This window comes from Streptomyces luteolifulvus, from assembly GCF_008806595.1.
Taxonomy (GTDB): domain Bacteria; phylum Actinomycetota; class Actinomycetes; order Streptomycetales; family Streptomycetaceae; genus Streptomyces; species Streptomyces luteolifulvus.
On sequence record NZ_VZRB01000024.1, the window covers coordinates 105,381 to 124,869 of the forward strand.

General features: G+C 68.3%; 17 protein-coding genes and 1 pseudogene. 8 read left to right on the top strand and 10 right to left on the bottom strand.

All coding sequences use genetic code 11. The features are described 5' to 3' along the window. Positions 1-114: 114 nt before the first annotated feature. The 4 genes from F7R91_RS29090 to F7R91_RS29105 form a co-directional block, all read right to left on the bottom strand. A complete protein-coding gene (locus F7R91_RS29090) occupies positions 115-465 on the bottom strand; it encodes a hypothetical protein (protein ID WP_150953273.1) in 351 nt (116 codons plus the stop codon). 256 nt (positions 466-721) lie between these two features. After that, positions 722-1,813 (bottom strand): alkene reductase, encoded by a 1,092-nt coding sequence (locus F7R91_RS29095; protein ID WP_150953276.1) that lies wholly within the window; start codon positions 1,811-1,813, stop codon positions 722-724. 196 nt (positions 1,814-2,009) lie between these two features. Further along, the gene (locus tag F7R91_RS29100; protein ID WP_150953278.1) at positions 2,010-2,966 is read right to left on the bottom strand and encodes an alpha/beta hydrolase; all 957 of its coding nucleotides are present in this window, start codon (positions 2,964-2,966) and stop codon (positions 2,010-2,012) included. Between the two features lie 51 nt (positions 2,967-3,017). Further along, complete coding sequence (locus tag F7R91_RS29105) at positions 3,018-3,947, bottom strand: NADP-dependent oxidoreductase (RefSeq protein WP_150953282.1); 930 nt, start codon at positions 3,945-3,947, stop codon at positions 3,018-3,020. A 131-nt stretch (positions 3,948-4,078) separates the two neighbouring features. Between F7R91_RS29105 and F7R91_RS29110 the strand changes: the two genes are divergently transcribed. Then, complete coding sequence (locus tag F7R91_RS29110) at positions 4,079-4,609, top strand: MarR family winged helix-turn-helix transcriptional regulator (RefSeq protein ID WP_150953285.1); 531 nt, start codon at positions 4,079-4,081, stop codon at positions 4,607-4,609. Between the two features lie 226 nt (positions 4,610-4,835). Next, complete coding sequence (locus tag F7R91_RS29115; protein ID WP_150953288.1) at positions 4,836-5,081, top strand: hypothetical protein; 246 nt, start codon at positions 4,836-4,838, stop codon at positions 5,079-5,081. A gap of 225 nt (positions 5,082-5,306) precedes the next feature. Here F7R91_RS29115 and F7R91_RS29120 read toward each other — a convergent pair whose 3' ends face one another. Then, positions 5,307-5,951 (bottom strand): TetR/AcrR family transcriptional regulator, encoded by a 645-nt coding sequence (locus F7R91_RS29120; RefSeq protein WP_191971676.1) that lies wholly within the window; start codon positions 5,949-5,951, stop codon positions 5,307-5,309. 91 nt (positions 5,952-6,042) lie between these two features. On the opposite strand from F7R91_RS29120, the gene F7R91_RS29125 reads away from it, so the two are divergent. Together F7R91_RS29125 and F7R91_RS42195 are read left to right on the top strand one after the other, a co-directional pair. Further along, positions 6,043-6,705: a class I SAM-dependent methyltransferase gene (locus F7R91_RS29125; RefSeq protein ID WP_150953293.1), complete on the top strand. Its 663-nt coding sequence runs from the start codon at positions 6,043-6,045 to the stop codon at positions 6,703-6,705. Between the two features lie 14 nt (positions 6,706-6,719). Then, the gene (locus tag F7R91_RS42195) at positions 6,720-6,884 is read left to right on the top strand and encodes a hypothetical protein (protein WP_191971677.1); all 165 of its coding nucleotides are present in this window, start codon (positions 6,720-6,722) and stop codon (positions 6,882-6,884) included. A 53-nt stretch (positions 6,885-6,937) separates the two neighbouring features. On the opposite strand, the gene F7R91_RS29130 is transcribed toward F7R91_RS42195, so the two are convergent. Next, entirely contained in the window at positions 6,938-9,397 is a 2,460-nt protein-coding gene (locus F7R91_RS29130) for a family 16 glycoside hydrolase (RefSeq protein ID WP_150953296.1), read from the bottom strand. A 490-nt stretch (positions 9,398-9,887) separates the two neighbouring features. Then, positions 9,888-10,931: a YncE family protein gene (locus F7R91_RS29135; RefSeq protein WP_225320838.1), complete on the bottom strand. Its 1,044-nt coding sequence runs from the start codon at positions 10,929-10,931 to the stop codon at positions 9,888-9,890. 1,404 nt (positions 10,932-12,335) lie between these two features. Here F7R91_RS29135 and F7R91_RS42200 point away from each other — a divergent pair. Next, the gene (locus tag F7R91_RS42200) at positions 12,336-12,992 is read left to right on the top strand and encodes a hypothetical protein (protein WP_191971678.1); all 657 of its coding nucleotides are present in this window, start codon (positions 12,336-12,338) and stop codon (positions 12,990-12,992) included. A 200-nt stretch (positions 12,993-13,192) separates the two neighbouring features. On the opposite strand, the gene F7R91_RS44090 is transcribed toward F7R91_RS42200, so the two are convergent. Together F7R91_RS44090 and F7R91_RS29150 are read right to left on the bottom strand one after the other, a co-directional pair. Further along, entirely contained in the window at positions 13,193-13,462 is a 270-nt protein-coding gene (locus F7R91_RS44090) for a carbohydrate-binding protein (RefSeq protein ID WP_331000643.1), read from the bottom strand. Further along, positions 13,454-14,668: pseudogene (locus F7R91_RS29150) on the bottom strand (glycoside hydrolase family 64 protein); the annotation flags it as partial. The gene F7R91_RS44090 and the pseudogene F7R91_RS29150, both read right to left, overlap by 9 nt. 519 nt (positions 14,669-15,187) lie before the next feature. Here F7R91_RS29150 and F7R91_RS29155 point away from each other — a divergent pair. Then, positions 15,188-16,582, top strand: a complete 1,395-nt coding sequence (locus F7R91_RS29155) for a glycoside hydrolase family 16 protein (RefSeq protein WP_150953302.1) — start codon at positions 15,188-15,190, stop codon at positions 16,580-16,582. A gap of 104 nt (positions 16,583-16,686) precedes the next feature. Here F7R91_RS29155 and F7R91_RS29160 read toward each other — a convergent pair whose 3' ends face one another. Continuing rightward, a complete protein-coding gene (locus tag F7R91_RS29160; RefSeq protein WP_225320839.1) occupies positions 16,687-17,439 on the bottom strand; it encodes a transposase in 753 nt (250 codons plus the stop codon). Between the two features lie 200 nt (positions 17,440-17,639). Here F7R91_RS29160 and F7R91_RS43035 point away from each other — a divergent pair, with 200 nt between their 5' ends. Then, positions 17,640-18,140 carry a transposase family protein gene (locus F7R91_RS43035; protein WP_225320840.1) on the top strand — a complete coding sequence of 167 codons (501 nt, stop codon included), beginning with the start codon at positions 17,640-17,642 and terminating at the stop codon, positions 18,138-18,140. A 241-nt stretch (positions 18,141-18,381) separates the two neighbouring features. Beyond that, positions 18,382-19,482, top strand: a complete 1,101-nt coding sequence (locus F7R91_RS29170) for a group II intron reverse transcriptase/maturase (RefSeq protein ID WP_225320841.1) — start codon at positions 18,382-18,384, stop codon at positions 19,480-19,482. Positions 19,483-19,489: the final 7 nt, after the last annotated feature.

Genomic DNA, 19,489 nt, shown 5'->3' on the forward strand with positions numbered 1-19,489 from the left:
TTGATGCCCTGGTCACGCTGGCCGGCGGCGTACTCTTCCGCCGGCCAGGAGCCGCGAGGAGCTCCGGCGGGGAACCGCTCCTGGACGGTGCGGGACTCGCGGTGGTCGTGTCCATCATCCGTCGTCGCCGTTCACGCGCTCGTGAATCTCGATCAGCGTGCCGACGGCGTCGGGGTTTTCGGCTGTGCCGACCCACTGTCCGCGTGTAGTGCAGACTGGGACGGCGTCGTTGTCTGCGTCGAACACCACGACGTAGTCGCCGTACCTGTCGAGGACCATCTCCTGCAGGGCCCGCGCCGGTGCGACGGCCAGGACTTTCAGGTCGTCGACGGTGAGCCGGGCGGGCTCCGCGGGGTTGTCGGGCTGGGTTGGGAACCCCGAGACGTGCAGCAGGTCGCCGGGCTGGATCTCGGTGAGCAGCGTGGCCGGGATCCGGGGATTGCCGGTGGTGCAGGACCAGACCACGTCGTCGACGGCGTCGTCGGTGGGGGGAGACGACCAGCTGGAACCGGGCGGTCCCCGGGGCGTCGCCGGGTTGGGGGACGGCGTAGAGGTAGCCGTCGACGGTGAGCGGCTTGGTGTCCTTGACTTCCTCCCCTGGTTCCGGCGCGTCAGCGCCGCAAGAGTCTTCGCCGGACGAAGAGGGTGGAACTGACCTGTCCGACGGTGGGAGGCGCGACCTCGCCGCGGTCGGGGAGATCGGCAGCGCCGCGGCGTGCGCTCACTGCGCCTCGTGCAGGCGGGGGTAGTCGGTGTAGCCGCGGTGGTCACCGCCGTAGAAGGTGGCCGGGTCGGCCGTGTTGTAGGGACCGTTGGCGGCCAGGCGCGCGGGGAGGTCGGGGTTGGCCAGGAACAGGGCGCCGAAGGCGATGATGTCCGCGGTGCCGTCCTGGATCAGGTCGAGGGTGTCTGGGCCGGTGGGCGCCGGGTGGGTGAACGGGTTGAGGATGAACGTCCCCGGCCAGGACTTGCGCAGACGTGTGGTCAGCGTGCGGTCGGGCCCCTCGACCATGTGCAGGTAGGCGAGGTCCAGCAGGCCGAGCGCCGCCACCAGGGTGGTGTAGGTCTCCTCCACATCGGCTGGGTCGGTCTCGGCGATGTCGTTGAAGGGGTTGCCGGGGGAGATGCGGAAGCCGGTGCGGTGGCCGCCTATCGCCTCCGCGACGGCAGCGGTGACCTCCACGCCGAAGCGGGCCCGGCCAGCGGCATCGCCGCCCCAGTCGTCGATGCGTTGATTGGTGTTCGGGGCGAGGAACTGGTGGATCAGGTAGCCGTTCGCGCCGTGGATCTCCACGCCGTCGAAGCCGGCGGCGATCGCGTTGCGTGCTGCGTTGGCGAAGTCGGCGATCGTGCGGACGATGTCGTCGGCGTCCAGTTCCTGCGGAGTGACGAAGTCCTTCGGACCCTGGTGGGTGAACACTTGGCCCTTCGCCGCGACGGGCGAGGGTCCCACGGGATTCAGGCCGTCGGGCAGCAGGCTGGGGTGGCTGATGCGGCCGGTGTGCATCAGCTGGGCGAAAATGATCCCGCCTTCGAAGTGGACGGCGTCGGTCACCTGCCGCCATGCGGCCACCTGCTCCGCGGAGTGCAGGCCCGGCGTGTCGGGGTATCCCTGGCCCACTGCGGAGGGCTGGATGCCCTCGGTGACGATCAGGCCGGCGCTGGCGCGCTGGCCGTAGTAGGTCGCCGTCAGGTCTGTCACGGTGGCCCCGGGCCCGTAGGCGCGGCTGCGGGTCATCGGCGCCATCGCGATGCGGTTGGCCAGACGCTGGCCGGCCAGCTCGATCGGGGCGAATGCGGTCGTCGTCATCATTTTCCTTGTCGGGTGGATGGTGGGTGGCCGACCGTCTGGGGCGCGGTCGCGGTTGGGGGCCCGCGCCGGAATCGCTACTGCGGTCCCGTCACAGGGCTCGCCTTGCACGCGCGCCCAGTCCAGTCGCTGCGAAGGGGCTAGGAAGGCCGAGAGAAGTCCCACGAGCGGCCTGTCTCTTCGGACTCGGGATCCGCTGTCACAGTGAGGAGAGGACCCGGATCCGGTCGGCCATGACGCGCTGGGCGACGTCGGTGGTGAAGGCGATGCCGTCGAACTCGTGCGGCACGCCTGGGTGGAGATGGAACTCCACCGGGACGCCGGCCTGGCTCAGCCGCAGCGCATAGGTGAGGTCCTCGTCCCGGAAGATGTCCAGCTGGCCGACCTCGATGTATGCCGGCGGCAACCCTGCCGGATCGGCCACCCGCGCGGGTGCCGCGTGTGCCGGCACGTCCGGGCCGGCGATGGCGTCGCCGAGCAGCGCGCCCCATCCGGTGCGGTTGTCGTCCCACGACCAGGCCACGAACGGTGCCAGATGCGGGTCGGCGGTGAGGTTGCGGTCGTCGAGCATCGGCATGACCAGGACCTGCAGGGCGATTGCGGGGCCCAGCCGGTCCCGCGCCAGGATGGACACCGCTGCGGCGATCCCGCCGCCGGCGCTGTCGCCGAACACCGCGATGCGGGCCGGGTCGACGCCGAGTTCGACCGCGTGCTCGTGCAGCCAGACGAGGGCGGCGTAGGCGTCTTCGACCGGTGTGGGGTGCGGGTGTTCGGGGGCGAGCCGGTAGTCGACCGAGAGGATCGGGGTGCCGCTGGCGGAGACGTAGCGGGCGATCGAGCCGTCGAACAGGCCGACGTGGCCGAGGATCATGCCGCCGCCGTGGAAGTAGACGGCCGCCGGCCCGGGTTCGCTCGGCGTGCCCTGCTTGGTGTACCAGCGCAGCAGTATCTGCTCGCCGTCGGCGGTCAGCAGGTGGTGGTCGGTGATCGTGACGTCGGCCGGCGCCGGCTGGGCGGTGTCGCTGTGGGCGATGAGCCCTTCCAGCGCGGCGCGGCGGCCGGCGACGTCCCCGACCTGCGGGGGCGTCATGTCGGCCATCGCCGCTGCCATCGGAGCGAAAATCTCGGCGACCTGGGGGTCGAGAGCGAATGCCATGACGGTACTCCTTCGTAAATGCGGTGGGCTGATACCGGGGGAGGGGAAGGGTCAGACGGTGATGACGGTCTTGCCGGGCAGCGTCCCGGAGTCGCTGCGGGCGTGCACCGCCGGCAGCTCGGCGAGAGTGACCCGTTCGGCGACATGGACGCGGAGCGTGCCGGCGTCGACGCGGGCGACGAGGCCGGCGAGCTGGTCCGCGTCGCTGCGGACGAAGACGGACACCGTCCGCACCCCGCGGGCGGGGTCCTCAGGTGCCGGGGTGGTCGTGCTGAGCAGCACCCCGCCGTCACGGACGAGGCCCACCAGGTCCACGGTCTCCTCCGGCGAGGTGGTCGCGAGGTTGAGTACGACGTCGAACTGGCCGTCGGCGGCCTGAGTGACGGGAGCAGCGGTGTAGTCGATGATCTGGTCGGCGCCGTAGCTGCGGACTCGGTCGCCACTGCGCGCGCTCGCGGTGGCGGTGACGTGAGCCCCTGCCTGGTGGGCGAGCTGGACGGCGTAGCCGCCGACCGCGCCACCGGCCCCGTTGACCAGGACCCTCTGCCCGGCCTTCACGTCGGTGTACTCGAACAGTGCCTGCCACGCTGTCAGCCCCACCGCGGGCAGGGCAGCGGCGTCGGCCAGCTCGACCGTCTTCGGGGCGGCGGCCAGCGCCTGCGCAGGCGCGAGCACGTACTCGGCAGCTGCGCCGGTCGCGTTCATCGGCAGGAACGCCACGACCGCGGCGCCCACGCTCCAGCTCTCGACTCCTTCACCCAGTTCCGCGATGGTTCCGGCGACGTCGATCCCCGGCACGTGCGGGAAATGGAGCGGGAAAACCTGCTGCAGGTAACCGGCGCGGATCGCCGCATCGACCGGGTTGAACGATGTGCCGTTCACCTTCACCAGCACCTGACCCGTACCGGGGGCCGGCCTCTCGGTCTCTTCCTGGACCAGGACGTCACTGTCGCCGTACCGGTGGTAACGAACTGCCTTCATGGCCGTCTCCTACTTGCTTCGAAATCGAAGTACATGGAAGACGGTAGCCTGCTTCGAAGTCGAAGCAATATCCCGGCGAGTGAGATGTCCGTCACATTATGCTTCGAGGTCGAAGCACATAGGATGAGTGGATGGCCAAAACCGACGCCCTCGCCCCCGAACAGCTGGGCACCTACTTTGCGCTCATGGAGGCCGTCAGTCTGCTGCAGCACGCCGTCGAGCAGCAGCTACGGGCCGATGGCGACATCAGCTACGTCCAGTTCCAGCTCCTGGCCCGCCTTGCCGACTCCGACGGACGGTTGACCATGACCGAACTCGCCGACGGTGTCGTCTACAGCCGCTCGGGGCTGACCCATCAAGCCGCACTGCTGGAAAAGGCGGGTCTCATCACCCGCGGTCCCAGCCCCGACGACCAGCGCGCCACCCTGGTCACCATTACCGACGCCGGCCTCACCCGGGTCTCCACAGTCCTGCCCGGCCACATCCAGGTCGCACGCCGCCTGCTGTTCGACCCCCTGTCCGACCAGGACCTGCACGCCCTCGGCGACATCATGACCCGCGTCCGCGACCACATGCGGGCCCAGCCACCCCGCTCAGCCGCACCCCGCAAACGCCACACCGGCCCGCGAACCGTGCGCGGAGCGGAGGCGTCGACAGACTAAACAGACTCCCTCCCGGTTCCGCGGGATCACCGTGCTGGCCGACGTCAACAGGTTCCCTTGTTTGCGGCAGCGGTTCTGGATCACTTTCCCGGACCCGAGCCCTGAGAAGTGAACAAAGCCAGTCGGCGTGTAGGTGAACTCGACGTTGTTGGCTGCGGCCGAGTCGCGGACCCGGCTGTCGGGAGTGTCATGAATCAGGTGTGAGCCTCCACGAAGGAGTCACCTGATGAGTACGACGATGGATCACCGGATCGAGATCTCCGGCAGCGTGTCGCTTGCCGTGGCTGACAGCAGTGTTGAGGGTGCCGACGTGAAGTCGATGCCGGTGTCGCCGAACGGTCTGTCCAGCGAGCTGCTGGAGGAGCTGGCCGCGCTCGCGGCCGAGAAGGTCCGCGGGGAAGGGCTGCGGCTGTCGGCGCCGAGGCACTCAAGATTGACGTGCGTATCGTCGAGGCCAGCATCGACACCATGAGCGTTCAGAGAGCAGTCTCGAACTGAATCGGCCCATCAGGGCGGCGCGGTTCAGATGCGCGCGGTGCGCCCGTGGCAGTGCGGGAGAGGCGGACCTGTTCCAGGCGCAAGCTGTTCGATCAAATGGCCGCTTCGCGGAGCTGCCGTCCCGGTGTTCCGTTCGCGTTCCGCCGACGAGTGACGCTTGCCATCACCCTTGTCGCAGCGACTCGTTGGGCGGGTCCGGTCAGCCGGTGCCGGCTTTAGAAGGGGGGGTCAGGGCGTCCAGGGTCATGCCGGTGATTCGGGTCTCGAGTTCGGGTTGATCGTCCACGACCGCTGCGCGGAAGGTGCGCGCGGACACGATCGACATCAGCCACCAGGAACCGGCGAGCGGGTCGAGGTCGGCGCGGACGCCGCCCTCGCGCTGACCGTGGCGGATCAGCTCGGCGAACGCGTCGGCGAGCTGGCGCAGGGCCGCGCGTGCGGCGTGCTCGACGCCGGGTTCGGCGGTGAGTGAGGTGGCGTCGGAGAACAGGAACCCGAGTGAGCCGGGGGCGTGGAAGCGTTCCATGTGACCGGGATCCAGAAACGCCGCGAGCAGCTCGGGCACGGGTGTTCCCTGGTCGGCTTGCTCGACGAGAGCGCCGCGCACAGCGGCGACGGCCCGTTCCAGGACAGCGGCGTACAGGGCCGACTTGGAGCCGAAGTTCTGGAAGACCACCGGCTCGCTCACCCCGAGCCGGGCGGCGACCTCCGAGACCTTGCCCCGCCGGTAGCCGTACTCGGAGAACACCTCGATGGCCGCGGCGAGAATCGACTCCTGCCGCTCGGCGGAGTTGAGCCGGGCGCGCGCCTTGCCGCCGGGTTGGGAAGTTCGGATGTCGGTCACCTCGGCATCGTAGCCCCATTGCACCCACAACTTAGTCACGACTAAGCTGCGACCGTTCCGTTCTTAGTCACGACTAAGTTAGGGGTTGATGATGGCTCTCGGACGACTTCTGCACGGCGCACCGCATGCGGACACGCCGGGCCAGACGATCGGGCCGGCTCGTACCTACGAGGCGTTCGTCGAAGTATTCTTCGCAGGCCAAAGGCGCCGGGCCTACACGCGGCTGGTGGAGCTCAGTGGCGCCCGGACCGGTGACCGGGTGCTGGACGTGGGGTGCGGCACCGGTTACCTGACCCGGTTGGTCGCGAAGGCGGTGGGCCCGGCCGGTCAGGCGGTGGGCGTCGATCCCTCGCCCACGGTGATCGAGTACGCGCGCAAGAAGAGCCACGGGGCCGCCTGTGCGTACGAGACGGGCGTCGCTGAGGCACTGCAGGCGCCGGACGGATCCTTCGACGTTGTGGTTACGAGCCTTGCCATCCACCACATCCCCGCAGAACTTCGGCCCGCCGCGATGGGTGAGATGTTCCGGGTGCTGCGCCCCGGCGGGCGGCTACTGCTCGCGGACTTCCGGCCGCCGCGCAGCAGGGTGGTCCGGCACCTGGTGGGCTCGCTGACCGGACCGGCGATGGAGCACAACCCGGTCGACGAACTCGACCGCCTCGCGGCGCAGGCAGGATTCGCCGTCCGCGGTCGCGGTGATGTGCACCCGTGGCTGCGGTACGTCCATGCTGTGCGACCGGAGGTCGCGCGATGAGGCGGTCTCTGTGGATGAACCGCGCCTTCCGGATCATGTTCTGGCTGCTGTTGGCAGCCGGCATCGTGGTGCACCTTTGGATCAGTGCGCGCGTCGGGCTCGTGATGGTCACCGTCGGTTTCACGGCACACGTGCTGGCCGCTGTGGCGGGCCGTCGTTGGCTGGCGCAACGGCGATAGGCCCGCCGCACCGTCAGTTCAGGGGACTGTTCGCTCCAGCATGGTCCCTGCGGTCACAGTTCCTTGATGCGGATGTTCCGGAAGGCGACCATCCCGGTGTGGGCCTGGAGGCCGAGGAAGCCGGAGGCCGGGTCGGCGGTGGCGGCCCTTCCTCGCCAGGTGTCGGTGTTGGTGAACAGCGAGGTCTGGGTGCCGTTGAGACGCACGGTGTACGTGTTGCCGCGGACTTCGATCTCGTAGTCCGTCCACTGGCCGGGGACCAGCGGGGCCGGTCGCTGGTATGCCTGGCCGACGGGGATGGGGATCCCGTACACGGCGCCGGTGCGGTGCTGGTCCTGACCGTCCGGTGACGCCGTTTCGTCGATCTGGATCTCGAAGCCGGTGTCGACGGCGACCCAGTGCTGGTTGTTGTACGGGATGAGGCGGGTGGGGTCGTTCCGGTCGGGGACCCGCCGCTTCGGGTCCCGGAAGCGTACGAAGACGCCGGAGTTGTCGGCGACCGTCGAGGTGCGCAGCTGCAGTCGCAGGACGAAGTCGCTGAAGTTCTGGCGTGTGTAGTAGAGCAGGCCGAGTTCGCCGCCTCCGGGTTGGCTGACGATGGCTCCGTCGACCAGGGCGAAGGTGCCGCCGCCGACGCTGCGCCACAGGTTGAACGTGCGGTCGGTGCCATCGAAGAGGGGGCGGAACCCGTCCTCGGGGGCCGACGGTTGTGGCGGCGGCACGACGTGGTCGGCGGTACGGCGGGTGAGGGCGACCCCGGAGAGCATCGGGTTGGGCGAGCCGATGGTCGGCAGCGTGCTCGGGCCGACCGCGTGAAGGTTGTCGCTCTCGTGCAGACGGCCCCAGATGTCTGTGACCGAGGACGCGGGGTCTTCGCCCATCCACAGGGTGCCGCTCTCGTGGTGGGTGGAGGACAGGATGTCGCGGCGGGCTTCGGTCGCGGGCGGAATGTCCTGCCAGCCGCCTCTGCCGAGGTACTGGATCGGACCGCCGTTCGCCAGGAGGAGAGCGACCTCGTCGGTGGCACGGTCCAGCGCGTCCCAAAGGGCCATGTTGCGCCGGACCGGGTCGGCCGGGTCGTCCGCCTCGAGCCGGACGAGCGCACGAGGCTGTCCGTAGTCGTACGGACCCTGCGGACCCAGGTGGTCGAGAGCGATCCGGTTGAGCGGGTCGGGCGAGGTCCTGTCGCCCGTCATCTCGCCGATACCGCGCAGGGTCACGACGAGCCATTCGTCCGTTAGGTCGCGGAAGCGGTCGAGGGTGTCGATGTCGGGGATCTTCTTGAAGAGCTCTGCCTCGGAGTCGGTACCCAGCGCGCCCACGCCCGAGGCGGTGATCTGGAGGTGGAAATGGCCGGGGCTGCCGTCGGTGTGGGTGTGGACGCCCTTGACGAACAGGGCGGAGACGGCCAGTTCCTTGATGCCGGCCAGGGCGGTGCCGAGGGAGGCGCGGGGCAGGCGGATCGTGACGTTGGAACGCAAGTGCGCCATCAGGTTGCGCCCGATCAGCCCATGTTGGTTCGGCAGCGCGGCCAGAGCGAGCCGGGTGCTCTCCACCGTTCCCAGGGCGAGGAAGACATGGCCGGACGCGGGGACATCGACCGTGCCCTGGTTGGTGACCACCCGGGTGATGCGGCCGCCCTGGCGCTCCAGCCGGATGACCTTGGCACGGTCGACCAGCATCAGCCGCTTCTTCACGTCCCGCTCCGCGGAGCCGCCCACCGCACTCTGTTCCGCCTCGGCCTGGGCCAACCGGGCAGCGCGGATGAGCAGTTGGATGCCGTTGAACTTGTTGAACGGGAAGAATCCGGGGCGCGGTGAAGCGGACTGTACCGCCAGCGGGGCGTCGAGCTCTCGCAACAGCTGTGCCTTCGGCTGCGATGCGGTCATCGGCGTACCCCGGTTGCCGACCAGGGCTGTGGGAGTACCGGTTGGGCGGGTGCGCAGGCCGTCGTAGAGACGCTTCTTGAGGGCGTCGTGGAGCGGGCCGTAGACGAAGTCGTTGGTCTGGGCGGTGCCGATCTGTTCGGCGGCGGTGTCCAGGTATCCGCCTGCGGTGAGGTCGTCGCGGACCGCTTTGGGCCACCCAGCCAGCTCGGAGTCGATGAAGTACGGCGACCAGCCGCCCCAGAACAGGGACCGTCCGCCCGGACAGAACGCCAGGCCGGGGAATCGCTGGTTCCACATCTGCGGGCTGTCCGAATTCCAGGGAACTCCCCACACCTCACCGGGATTCAGCTGGGGCGGAAGATTCTGGGTGTGTTCCGGAAGCGCGAATGGACCGGCCTCCAGCACAAGAATTCGATGCGCGCGCGAAGTGTCGTTGAAGAACAAATGACTCGCGAGGACCGCTCCGAAACTTCCGCCACCCAGCACGATCAGATCGAACGGTCGCGCATCGGCATGCGCGGCCGTATCAGTGCTGGCCAAGGCTTCGTCCAGGCCGTTGCATACGTAGCGGCCCAGGACGTCCAGAGTGAAGTCGGTGGTCTGAGGAACAAGGCTGGTCGGCATCTTCAACCCCTCCGCTGTTCGAGTGCGCACCGGAAATTCTTGGCGCGTCTGACAGACCGGCTTAATCCGCAATGGGCCAACCGTCAATGAATGAGGAGAAATGCGAGAGCGTGTTCCTCTCCCCGCTCGCTCCATCCTCTCTTCGCCTGGTCACAGCCGCAACTTCAGTGAGGCCGCCGCAATCAGCCCAAAGATGAATGAGAATGCCATCCGCGCGGGAGAGGCGAACTCTGGTGCGAATATCGCAGAGTTCGCATGCTGCTCGCTCACGCGGCCGCTCGCCGTTGGGGCCCACCGGCCGACCCTTTGGCGCCAGAGCCAAGGCGGTGGGTGTCGTCGAAGAGGAGGCGTTCGGCGAGACGGACCGCGTGAGGGCGGCGAGGGCGGCTGCGGCGCGGAGCACGTCGAAGGTGTCAGCAGAGGGGACGTCGACGAGCAGGCAGCGGCAGAAGACTCCTCCTCTGCCGCAAGCGCGAGGTGAACGCGACTGTCAGGGTGTCGGCAGGTAGGTGAGGAGGGCGGGCCTGCCGCCGGGACCGTGCGGAACGGGACAGTAGCTGCTGTGGGTCGTGGGGTCGACGGCCACGACATGGGCGCCGTCCGCCAGCCGGGCACGGCCGGCGATGGTGAGCTGCCGGCGGCCGCTGTCGCCGATCGTGACCCAGCCGGATTCGGCGGCGGCATACAGGCGGTGGGCGGCGGTGTCGTAGGCCAGGACGTCGGGGTCATTGCCGACGCGGTCGGTGCCGGTGATGCACCAGGTGGTCAGGTCTGGGGTGAGGAGGCGGGCGTTGCCGTCGCAGGCAACGAAAGCGAGCCGGTCTGCGGGGGCGAGAGCGACACCGTGGTCGTGGTCGCAGCCGGCGAGCGGGACGCGGCGGGTGATCTGGAGCGCGGCCGGGTCGATGACGGCGAGTTCGTTGCGGGTCTGGGCCCCGACGAGCATGCGCCGGCCGACGGGGTCGTAAACGACGTTCCCGCCCTCACCGCCGAGGGCGACGGTGCCTCGCACGGCGCCCGTAGCGGCGTCGACGACGGTTTCCGAACTGCCTGATTCGTTGGTCGTCCACATCGTGCCGTGCACCGGGTCGTAGGCCAGGCCGTCGGGATAGTCGCCGGTGGGGCTCCGATGGAGGACGGTGCCGGTGGTCTCGTCGATGGCGACGACCTGGTTGGCGTCGGTGGCGGTGGCGTACACCCGGTTTCGGGCAGGGATCACCATCACACCGTGGACGCCGGGCAGGCCGTCGATAACCCGTACGACTCGGTTCGCTCGGACATCGACCTCGATGACCTGACCGGCCCCGAGACGGGCGATGAAGAAGAGCCCGCGGCCTGCATCCAGACTCTCGTAGTCGAAGCAGTAACTGTTGCCGGGCAGCGTAAGGGTGCCCGACTGTCGCAGCGGTAGCGCCAGGCGGGACGGTGCGCCGTCGCCCCGGGTGAGCAGGACACCGGCCACAGCGGCGACCATGGCGACCACCAGGCCGACTGCGAGCGCAAGCAGTGAACGGCTGCTGAAGCGGCTGTTCAAGTGCGGACCTCCCCGGGCGTGAGGGGAGGCGGGCAATGAGTATCGCGTTCGCCCGGCTCCCGGGTCAGCAGTAGCAGCGCCGGCGGTCACGCCCGAGGGAGATGCCTTCGGCCGCTTCACCGCGGCCGACGCCGCCCGCACCATCGCCGGCACCGGCCCGGACATGCGACGAAGCGGATCCTGGAACTGACGGGCCCGTTCTTCGACGCGCCGTCCGAGTACCACGGCATGCCACGCTGATCGGACGCGATCCCGCGTGCCGCCGGACGATGACACAGCCCGAAAAGTCACGCTGGGTAACTTCCGGCGACCGGTTGGAGGCACAGGGGCATGGGAAACGGCCCGAACTGACACTGCTCCGAAGGGGCACCGTGACTCGCGCGGGAAGTCCCACCGCCCGTGGCCGGCGGCAGGGACCCGGCCGGGGACCGGCGGTGTCGATGTGGCCGCCGCCCCCAACCAGACACCGCTGAGGCCCCTGACGCTGCGGAACCGCCGGTGGCTGTGCATCTGGGTGTGCGGCCATTGCCAGGGGCTGTGACTTGCCCATGGCTTCGGGTATTCAGCCAAACGGGCCCAATACCTCGGGGGAGGCTGGAAAGGGTGTCGAAACGTGGGGCAGACGTGCCGCCGTGGGAGCGCCTCCACGGTCACGGCGGTTGCGACCGTTGTCCTGGCCATGGTCTGCCAGAACGGTGACGGCACCGACCTTGAGCCGTCTCCGCGGCCCTCAGCCACAATGACGCGCTCACCGTCTCCGGACAAGACCACCAACCCTCCGCCGACGGCGCCCGTCTCCCTGGCCATTCCAGTACGGCCATCTGCGCAGCGCGCTGGTCTCCGAGGGGTACGCTGCGCGCAGCCGCGACGGCATTCACGAACTGATCGACATCGAAACCGTCCGCGCTGTGGACGACACCGTCGCCGACCTCAACGACGACCTCAAGGCCGGCGCGGCCTCTCCGGCCCGGCCGGCCGGCGCGCCATCAAGGCCGCCGCTCGCGCCCCGCGCTTCGAGGACACCGTCATCAACGCCACCACCGCCCGCCGACTCCTCGCGAACGACGACGCCATGCCGTACGACGACCCGCAGGTGCTCCTGCTGTGCCACTACAAGCGTGAGCAGGCCCTGTGCACCGCACCGGAGTCCGCGATTCACCGCGACTCGATCACTGCCTGCCCGGCTGCGGCAACATCGTCCGCACCGACGACCACGCCACAGCGCTACGCGACCGCGCCGACCCTCTCGACAACAGGCCACGCACGTGCCCCAGCCGATCAGCGAACGGTTACGCGACCACGCCGACCGCCTGCGCGGCATCGCCGACACCCCGCACCAGGATCACCTGAAGGACACCACACCGTGAGCGGAGCACTCGATGAGCGCGACGCATCCGCGCCGCCATGGACCGCATCCTGTGCGGCAGGCCTGAGCGCTCCAATGGGGCCCTGACCATCGTGGCCTTCGCCGTCGAGGCCGGTGTCCCCCGCAATGCCCTCACCCAGCGCCACCTCGATCTCAAGAACGAGTTCTACGCCAAGGTCAAAGAGCGCGGGCAGCCCACGGACGCCGAGACCCGGCTACGCAAACACGTCGTACGGCTCAAGGAACTCCGCAAGAAGGACAGAGCCGAGCAACAACAACTACGCGCCGACGTTGAAGGGATCGTCCGGGTGGTCAACCAACTGACCTTGGAAGACCGACAGTTGCGCGACCATCTGTCCACCCCCGACCCGGTCGTCCGTGTCTTCCCCGTCCAGCACACGCCGCCCAAGCCCCGGCTGACAGGGATGCCGGCGCAGGGCACGGATCAGTCCAGACACCTGGAAGGCCTCGACGTAAGCCCGAGCCGACGGCTTCGGTACGGAGTCGCCCAGCCGGCAATGGGCCGGCTGGGCGAGTCACATGGCGCCGTCGCAGTCATGCGACAGATGTCTGAGTCCGATGTCTCAGTGGTCACGCGGTGCACTTGGGAGCCTGGGCACCGGCTCCCGTTCGGATTCCTGGTCGGTCTCTTGGCAGCAGCACTCGCGGTCCGCCTGGCCGGGCCTCGCACGTGACGGGAAGAGGCAGCGTCACGGGTCACCATCAATCCCTGCGTGCAGCAGTTGCTGTCCCCGGCCGTGCAACGTGATGCTGGCCGCCGTCCATGCGATGGCAGCATCGCCTGGCGTACCTGGGCCGGGCTGCTGCCGTAGCAGCTGGCTGCGGAGGTTTCGGAGGAGGTCCGGCGGCGTGTCGGTCGGGCGCTTGAGCACGATCAGCAGACTCCGTCGTTCCGCCATGCAGCCCACGAACTCGGGTCGCTGGGCACGGCACCGGTGGAGTACCACGTCGCGGTGTACTTGGTTCCGTGGTAGGAGACCACGTCTCCCGGCACGTAGGACTTGCTGGAACTCCACGCCGGCCCGCATGCGCCGCCGGTGGCGCTGGGCGAACTGCTGGACGGGCTGCTTGGAGGACTGCTGGGCGAAGAGCTGGGCGAGCTGCTCGGCGAGCTGCTGGGCTGGCCGCCGCTGGAGTTGCCCACAGTGACGGTCCAGCGGGTGGGGTTCGGGTCGTACGCCGCGCCCGAGACGTCCGGCTGGCCGTCGGGGGTCACGTCGTCGTAGGGGAAGGAGTAACCGATGGGCGAGTTGGCGTGGACGATCCGCGCCCAGTGGTTGGTCGTGCCGCCCTGGTAGTAGTCCGCGACGGTGGCCCCGTTGGGCTGGTTGGGGAAGGCGAGCACGGTGCTGCGGTTGAAGGCCGCCGCCACCCGTGCCAGCAACCCCTTCTTGGCATCGGAGTCACTCGGGTTGTTGGTGAAGGGTCCGTGATCGCAGGTGAAGATGTCCTTGGAGGTGGGCTTGGTGAAGGTTGACCCGTCATTGAAGGTCAGCAATCCACCAGTGATGCGCCCGGTGTACGCGCCGCGGCCGCCCTGCAGATCCACGCGAAGGTCGGTGCTGCTGTACTTCGCCCAGACCTGGTCGATGTAGCTGTTCCAGTACGAGCGGAAGGGCATGTGATCCGGTGAGCCGAAGTAGGGGGCCATCAGAGCCTGCGGGGAGATGGCTCGGATCACCGTGCCTTCGCTGTTTCTGATCACCAGTTGGTCCCAGGGCTGCCCATCGGCCGCCGCCTGGGCGACCAGGCCGTTCGCGATCCCTTGCAGCGCCCCGTTCGCCATGGGTTGCACCGTGTGCGTCGCGTTGCCCTCCAGCGTGAGGCCGATCGGCAGCGCCGTCACCAAGTCGACGTACGACACGTTGGAGAACAACTGCGTGGTGTCGAACGTGAACTCACAGAACGACCAGATCTTGTTGGAGTTGGGATCGGTGGAAGTGGCGTATCCCGGCTCGACCAGGGCCGGTCCGGGATTGACAAAGAAGTCGAGGTAGTCGTCCCGGACGAAGTAGACACGCGCCCCGTACATCCGCGGCAGCGTCAGCGTCTTCGGCGCAGCACCGGCCGCGTTCAGTGGGATGGAACAGTCCACACCCAGGGGGGTGTGGGTCTGGGACGGTGACGGTGGGTAGTACTTGCTGCCATCCGCACGCAGCAGCATGAGGCGGTCGGTGCCGACCTCTCTGCCCGTGACGTAAGCCCTCACCGTGCCGGTGATGCCCGCGTTCTCCAACGCGAGTTCGCAGGTCGTGGGACCGGCCGCGGCGCGCGAGCCGAGCAGGCCGACCAGCGGCGCGGAAAGGACGGCGGCACCAGAGGCGGTGAGGAACGCACGACGGGACACCATGGAAGACCTCCAATGGAGCGGGAGACACGGGCGAGCACCCAGAACCTGAACGTGGCTGACATTCGATGGCGCCACTGTGGTCATGGACCTGAGCGCCGTCAAGACTTTGAGCTGAGAGCGCTCCCAAAATCTTAATCCCCACAACTTTTGAAGGAACGCCAGCTTGTTCTGTCCCGATATAGGCTGATCCAAACGAAACCGCTGCTGGTCCCGGCGATGATGGCGCCGCTGGGGCGGCGGGCGTGGTGGGCGCCGCAGCCGCTGCGGCGGGCACACGCGCTGTTCGGGTTGCGGAAGGGGCAGCAGCGGCTCCGGCGCCACTCGCGCACCACTGACCGGGTGGCCGCGGTACCTCCATTGGGGACGGCCTGCGGCCGTCGAGCGGTCTCCGGCTTTCTTTGTTTCATCTCTTGACGACCGTGGTGACGGGGAGCACAGTGGCTGCACTTCGAGAGCGCTCTCAAATGCCCTTTTCAGGTCACCCGCGCATCCACACTCCGTACCCGAGAGGCACCCCGCATGAGTGAAACCTCCGGCACACACCGCAGACGGCGCCCGCTGCGGCGGGCCTTCGTCGCCGTGGTCAGCACCCTCGGCCTCGCGGCCGCCGCCGCCACGCTGGCCTCCCCGTCCGCGAACGCCTCCGCCCCCACGCCCCCGTCGGGCTGGACCCAGGTCTTCCTCGACGACTTCGACGGCGCGGCCGGCACCGGCGTCAACACATCCAACTGGCAGTACGACACCGGGCATTCGTATCCGGGCGGCCCGGCCAACTGGGGTACCGGCGAGGTCCAGTCGTACACGTCCAGCACCAGCAACGTCTCGCTCGACGGCAACGGCAACCTGCGCATCACCCCGCTGCGCGACGCGTCCGGCACCTGGACCTCGGGCCGTCTCGAGACCGTCCGCACCGACTTCCAGCCCCCGGCCGACGGCAAGCTGCGCGTCGAGGCCCGCATCCAGATGCCGAACGTCACCGGCACTGCCGCCGAGGGCTACTGGCCGGCGTTCTGGATGCTGGGCGCGCCCTACCGCGGCAACTACCAGAACTGGCCGAGCGTCGGCGAGCTGGACATCATGGAGAACGTCCAGGGCATGAACCGCGTCTGGGCCACCATGCACTGCGGCACCAACCCCGGCGGCCCGTGCAACGAGACGTCCGGCATCGGCAACTACACGGCGTGTCCGGGCTCGACCTGCCAGTCGGGCTTCCACACCTACACCATGGAATGGGACCGCTCGGTCAGCCCCGAGGCGATCCGCTTCTCCGTCGACGGCACCCAGTTCCACACGGTCACCGCGAGCCAGATGGACGCGACGACCTGGAACAACGCCACGAACCACGGTTTCTTCATCCTCCTCAACGTGGCGATGGGCGGCGCCTTCCCGGACGCGCTCGGGGGCGGCCTGGACGGGGACACCCAGCCCGGCCACCCGATGGTCGTCGACTACGTGCAGGTGCTGCAGTCCGGTGGCGGTACCACACCTCCCCCGACCGGAAACCGCGACGCCTACGGCACCCTCCAGGCCGAGTCCTACGACAGCCAGTCCGGCGTGAGCACCGAGTCGACGTCGGACTCCGACGGCGGCCAGAACATCGGCTCCCTCGCCAACGGCGACTGGGCCCTGTACAAGGGCGTCAACTTCGGCTCCACGGCGGCCCGGCAGTTCAACGCCCGGGTGGCCAGCGGCGCGGCTGGCGGCGTCAGCGGACTGGTCGAGGTGCGCCTGGACAGCCGCAGCAACACGCCCATCGGCAGTTTCGCCGTGGCCAACACGGGCGGCTGGCAATCCTGGAAGACGGTCCCCGCGAACATCAGCTCGGTGACGGGCACCCACGACGTGTATCTGACCTTCACCAGCGGCCAGCCGGCGGACTTCGTCAACGTCAACTGGTTCAACTTCGGGCACTGACGTCCCCGCCCGAGGCCATGCGGCGCCGGGCAGTTCGACCTTGACGCAGGCGTCAACCCCTGGCGTGCGTTTCCCACCCTCGGCGCCTGCGAGATCCCCCTGAGCTAAGCGGCTTTGGTGAAGTTCTCTGTTGATCGTCGGATCCGGGTCTGCTGGCGGGTCAGCGCTTTGTCCACGGCGTCGGCGATGGCTTCGGTGCTGGTGTGGGCGCGTTGGGGATAGTCCTCGTACTTGGCGGAGCGCCAGATGCGTTCGATGTCGTTGAGTTCGGGGCTGCGCGGTGGGAGGTAGAACAGATCGACCCCGATCTTCGCAAGCTGGTCGCGGCGGCCCTTGAACGCCTTGGCGACGTGAGCGGAGGCGTTGTCCAGCACAACCGTGCACGGCCGGGACCGCCGCCAGACCGGCAGCGCGGTGCCTGTGCCGTCCGCGGCCAGGGATAACGCGGCCGCGCCGCCGGGCAGGCCGGCCAGCTTCGAGCAGACGAACTCCAACCTCACAGCAGCGTCGATCTCGCCCGGGGTGTGCTCCCACACGAGATCCGAAGCGGTGCCGGTGATCAGCGCGCCCAGCACGTTGACCCGGCGGCCCTTGGTGTCCTCGCGTGGCACTACGGCCCGCTGTCCGGTGCGGGACCAGGTATAGCCGGTGGGCATGGTCGGAGCGAACCCGGACTCGTCCAGGAAGATCAGGTCCCGCGTGCCCGCGAAGGCCTCCAGCCGTGCAGCCGTGTGCCCTCCAGCCGGGCCCGTGCGGCCTGCTGGAGGGCAGGGTCGGCCTTGTGCCGAAGGCTGTCGCGTGCGTTTCCAGCGGAAGCCGTCCCGTCGCAGCAACTCGGTGAGCCAGGCCGCGGACACCTCAACACCCGTTCAGTCGGCGTGCGCCGTGAGCAGGGCTGATTCAAAGTCCTATCGATCATGAGGAGCTGCTGGTCACACCGCTGTGACAGGCAGGCAGTCGACCGCCACGAATGCAACGAAGTCGACCGCCACGAATGCAAGAGAGCTCCGGTTGACGGGGTGACCTTCCCAAGTCGCCCTGCACCACCGGAGCTTCGATGTGCCGCCAGTCTGCCACTGTCTGCCTGACCAAGTCGCCCACCGCCGCGCAGCGCGCCGAAGGCGGCATCGTCGGGCGGCTGGCCGTCCTGCCCGACCCGCGTGATCGCCGCGGACGCCGCCACTCGCTGGTGTCCGTGCTGCTCACCGCAGCGTGCGCGGTGCTCGCCGGGGCCCGCTCCTATCTGGCCATCGGCCAGTGGGCGAAGAACGCGCCGCAGGACACGCTCGCCCGTCTCGGCGTGCGCGCCGTCGGCGCGTTTCGGGTGCGGCGCGCTCCCTCGACCGGCACCATCCGCCGCGTCCTGGCCGCTGTGTGCCCCGGCGGGCTCGCCGACCTGCTCGGCCGCGACCATGGCGACGCTGCGGAACCTGGCCATCAACACGCTGCAAGACGTCGGGCACCGCAGCATCGCCGCCGGGCTACGCGAGGTCTCCTACGCGGCTTTCACCCGCCCGTTGGAGCTGCTCGGCCTCGCCTGACCTGCACCGCAGCATGATCACCCGGACTTTGAATCAGCCCTGGCGCCGTGAGGCGCTTCACCGTATCCCCGACTCAATCGGGAGGTGAACCGCCCCGTGTCAGGTAGAGACTTCGGAGGGAGGTTTCTGGGTCACCTGGCTTACCTGGACGCGAAAGCGCGAGGGGACAATAGCATGCCAGGAAAGCGAGTGATCACCTGGAGGCGTCCAAGGTGATGCGTCGCAAGGCCCGCGCGACATGGCTAAAGCTGGATTGCGGTGAAAGAACACGCCCGTCGGAAAGACGCCCGAAACCGACGCAGCGTCATCAACCGGATCGCGAAGGCCAAACGGCTCGGAGACAGGGAAACGGTGAAGGCCCTGCGGGCCCAAGCGCGTTCCCTCCCGAGCCAGGACCCAAACGACCCCGGATACCGACGTCTGAACTATTGCAGGTACGCCGACGACTGGTTACTCGGATTCGCGGGACCGAAGCACGAAGCCGAGGAGATCAAAGCACGGATCCGTGACTTCCTGCGGAGTGAACTCCGCCTGGAACTCTCGGAATCCAAAACTCTGATCACCCACGCCGCCAGCCAGGCGGCGCGCTTCCTTGGCTATGAGATCCGGGTTCAACACGCCAATGACAAGATCGACCATCGCGGTCATCGGTCCATCAACGGCGCCGTCGGACTCTTCGTGCCCAGAACCGCTATTCAGGAGAGATGCGCGCGCTACATGCGCAACGGGAAGCCCCAACGGCGAGGCCATCTGCTGCACGACACTGACTTCAGCATCGTCGCGCAGTTCGGAGCCGAGTTCCGCGGGGTCGTCCAGTACTACCTGCTGGCCCAGGACGTCTACCGCCTGAGCCACCTCCAGTGGGTCATGCTGGTCTCCATGCTGAAAACCCTGGCAGCAAAGCACCAAACCTCCGTAACGAAGATGGCCCGCAAGTACAAAGCGACCATCGACACACCAGGCGGACGGCTCCGGTGCTTTGAAGTCACGGTGCCACGCGACGGAGGAAGGAAACCACTGAAGGCCCGCTTCGGCGGGATCCCACTCAAGCGCCAGCGCGCTGCCAAGCTGACCGATCGCGACTTCGGCCAGGCACTTCCTCGGAACGAGCTGATTCACAAGCTGCTGACCGAGAGTTGCGCACTCTGCAGTTCCCGGACGGACCTCCACGTCCATCACATCCGGAAACTCGCGGACGTCAACAAGCCTGGCCGCCGCGAGAAACCTGAATGGATGCACCTGATGGCACGGCGGCGACGCAAAGCACTTGTCGTCTGCCGTCTCTGCCACGAACACATCCACGCAGGCAAGGCCACAGCAAAACTCGGAACTGACCACTGGAGAGCCGAGATGCGGTGAAAGCCGC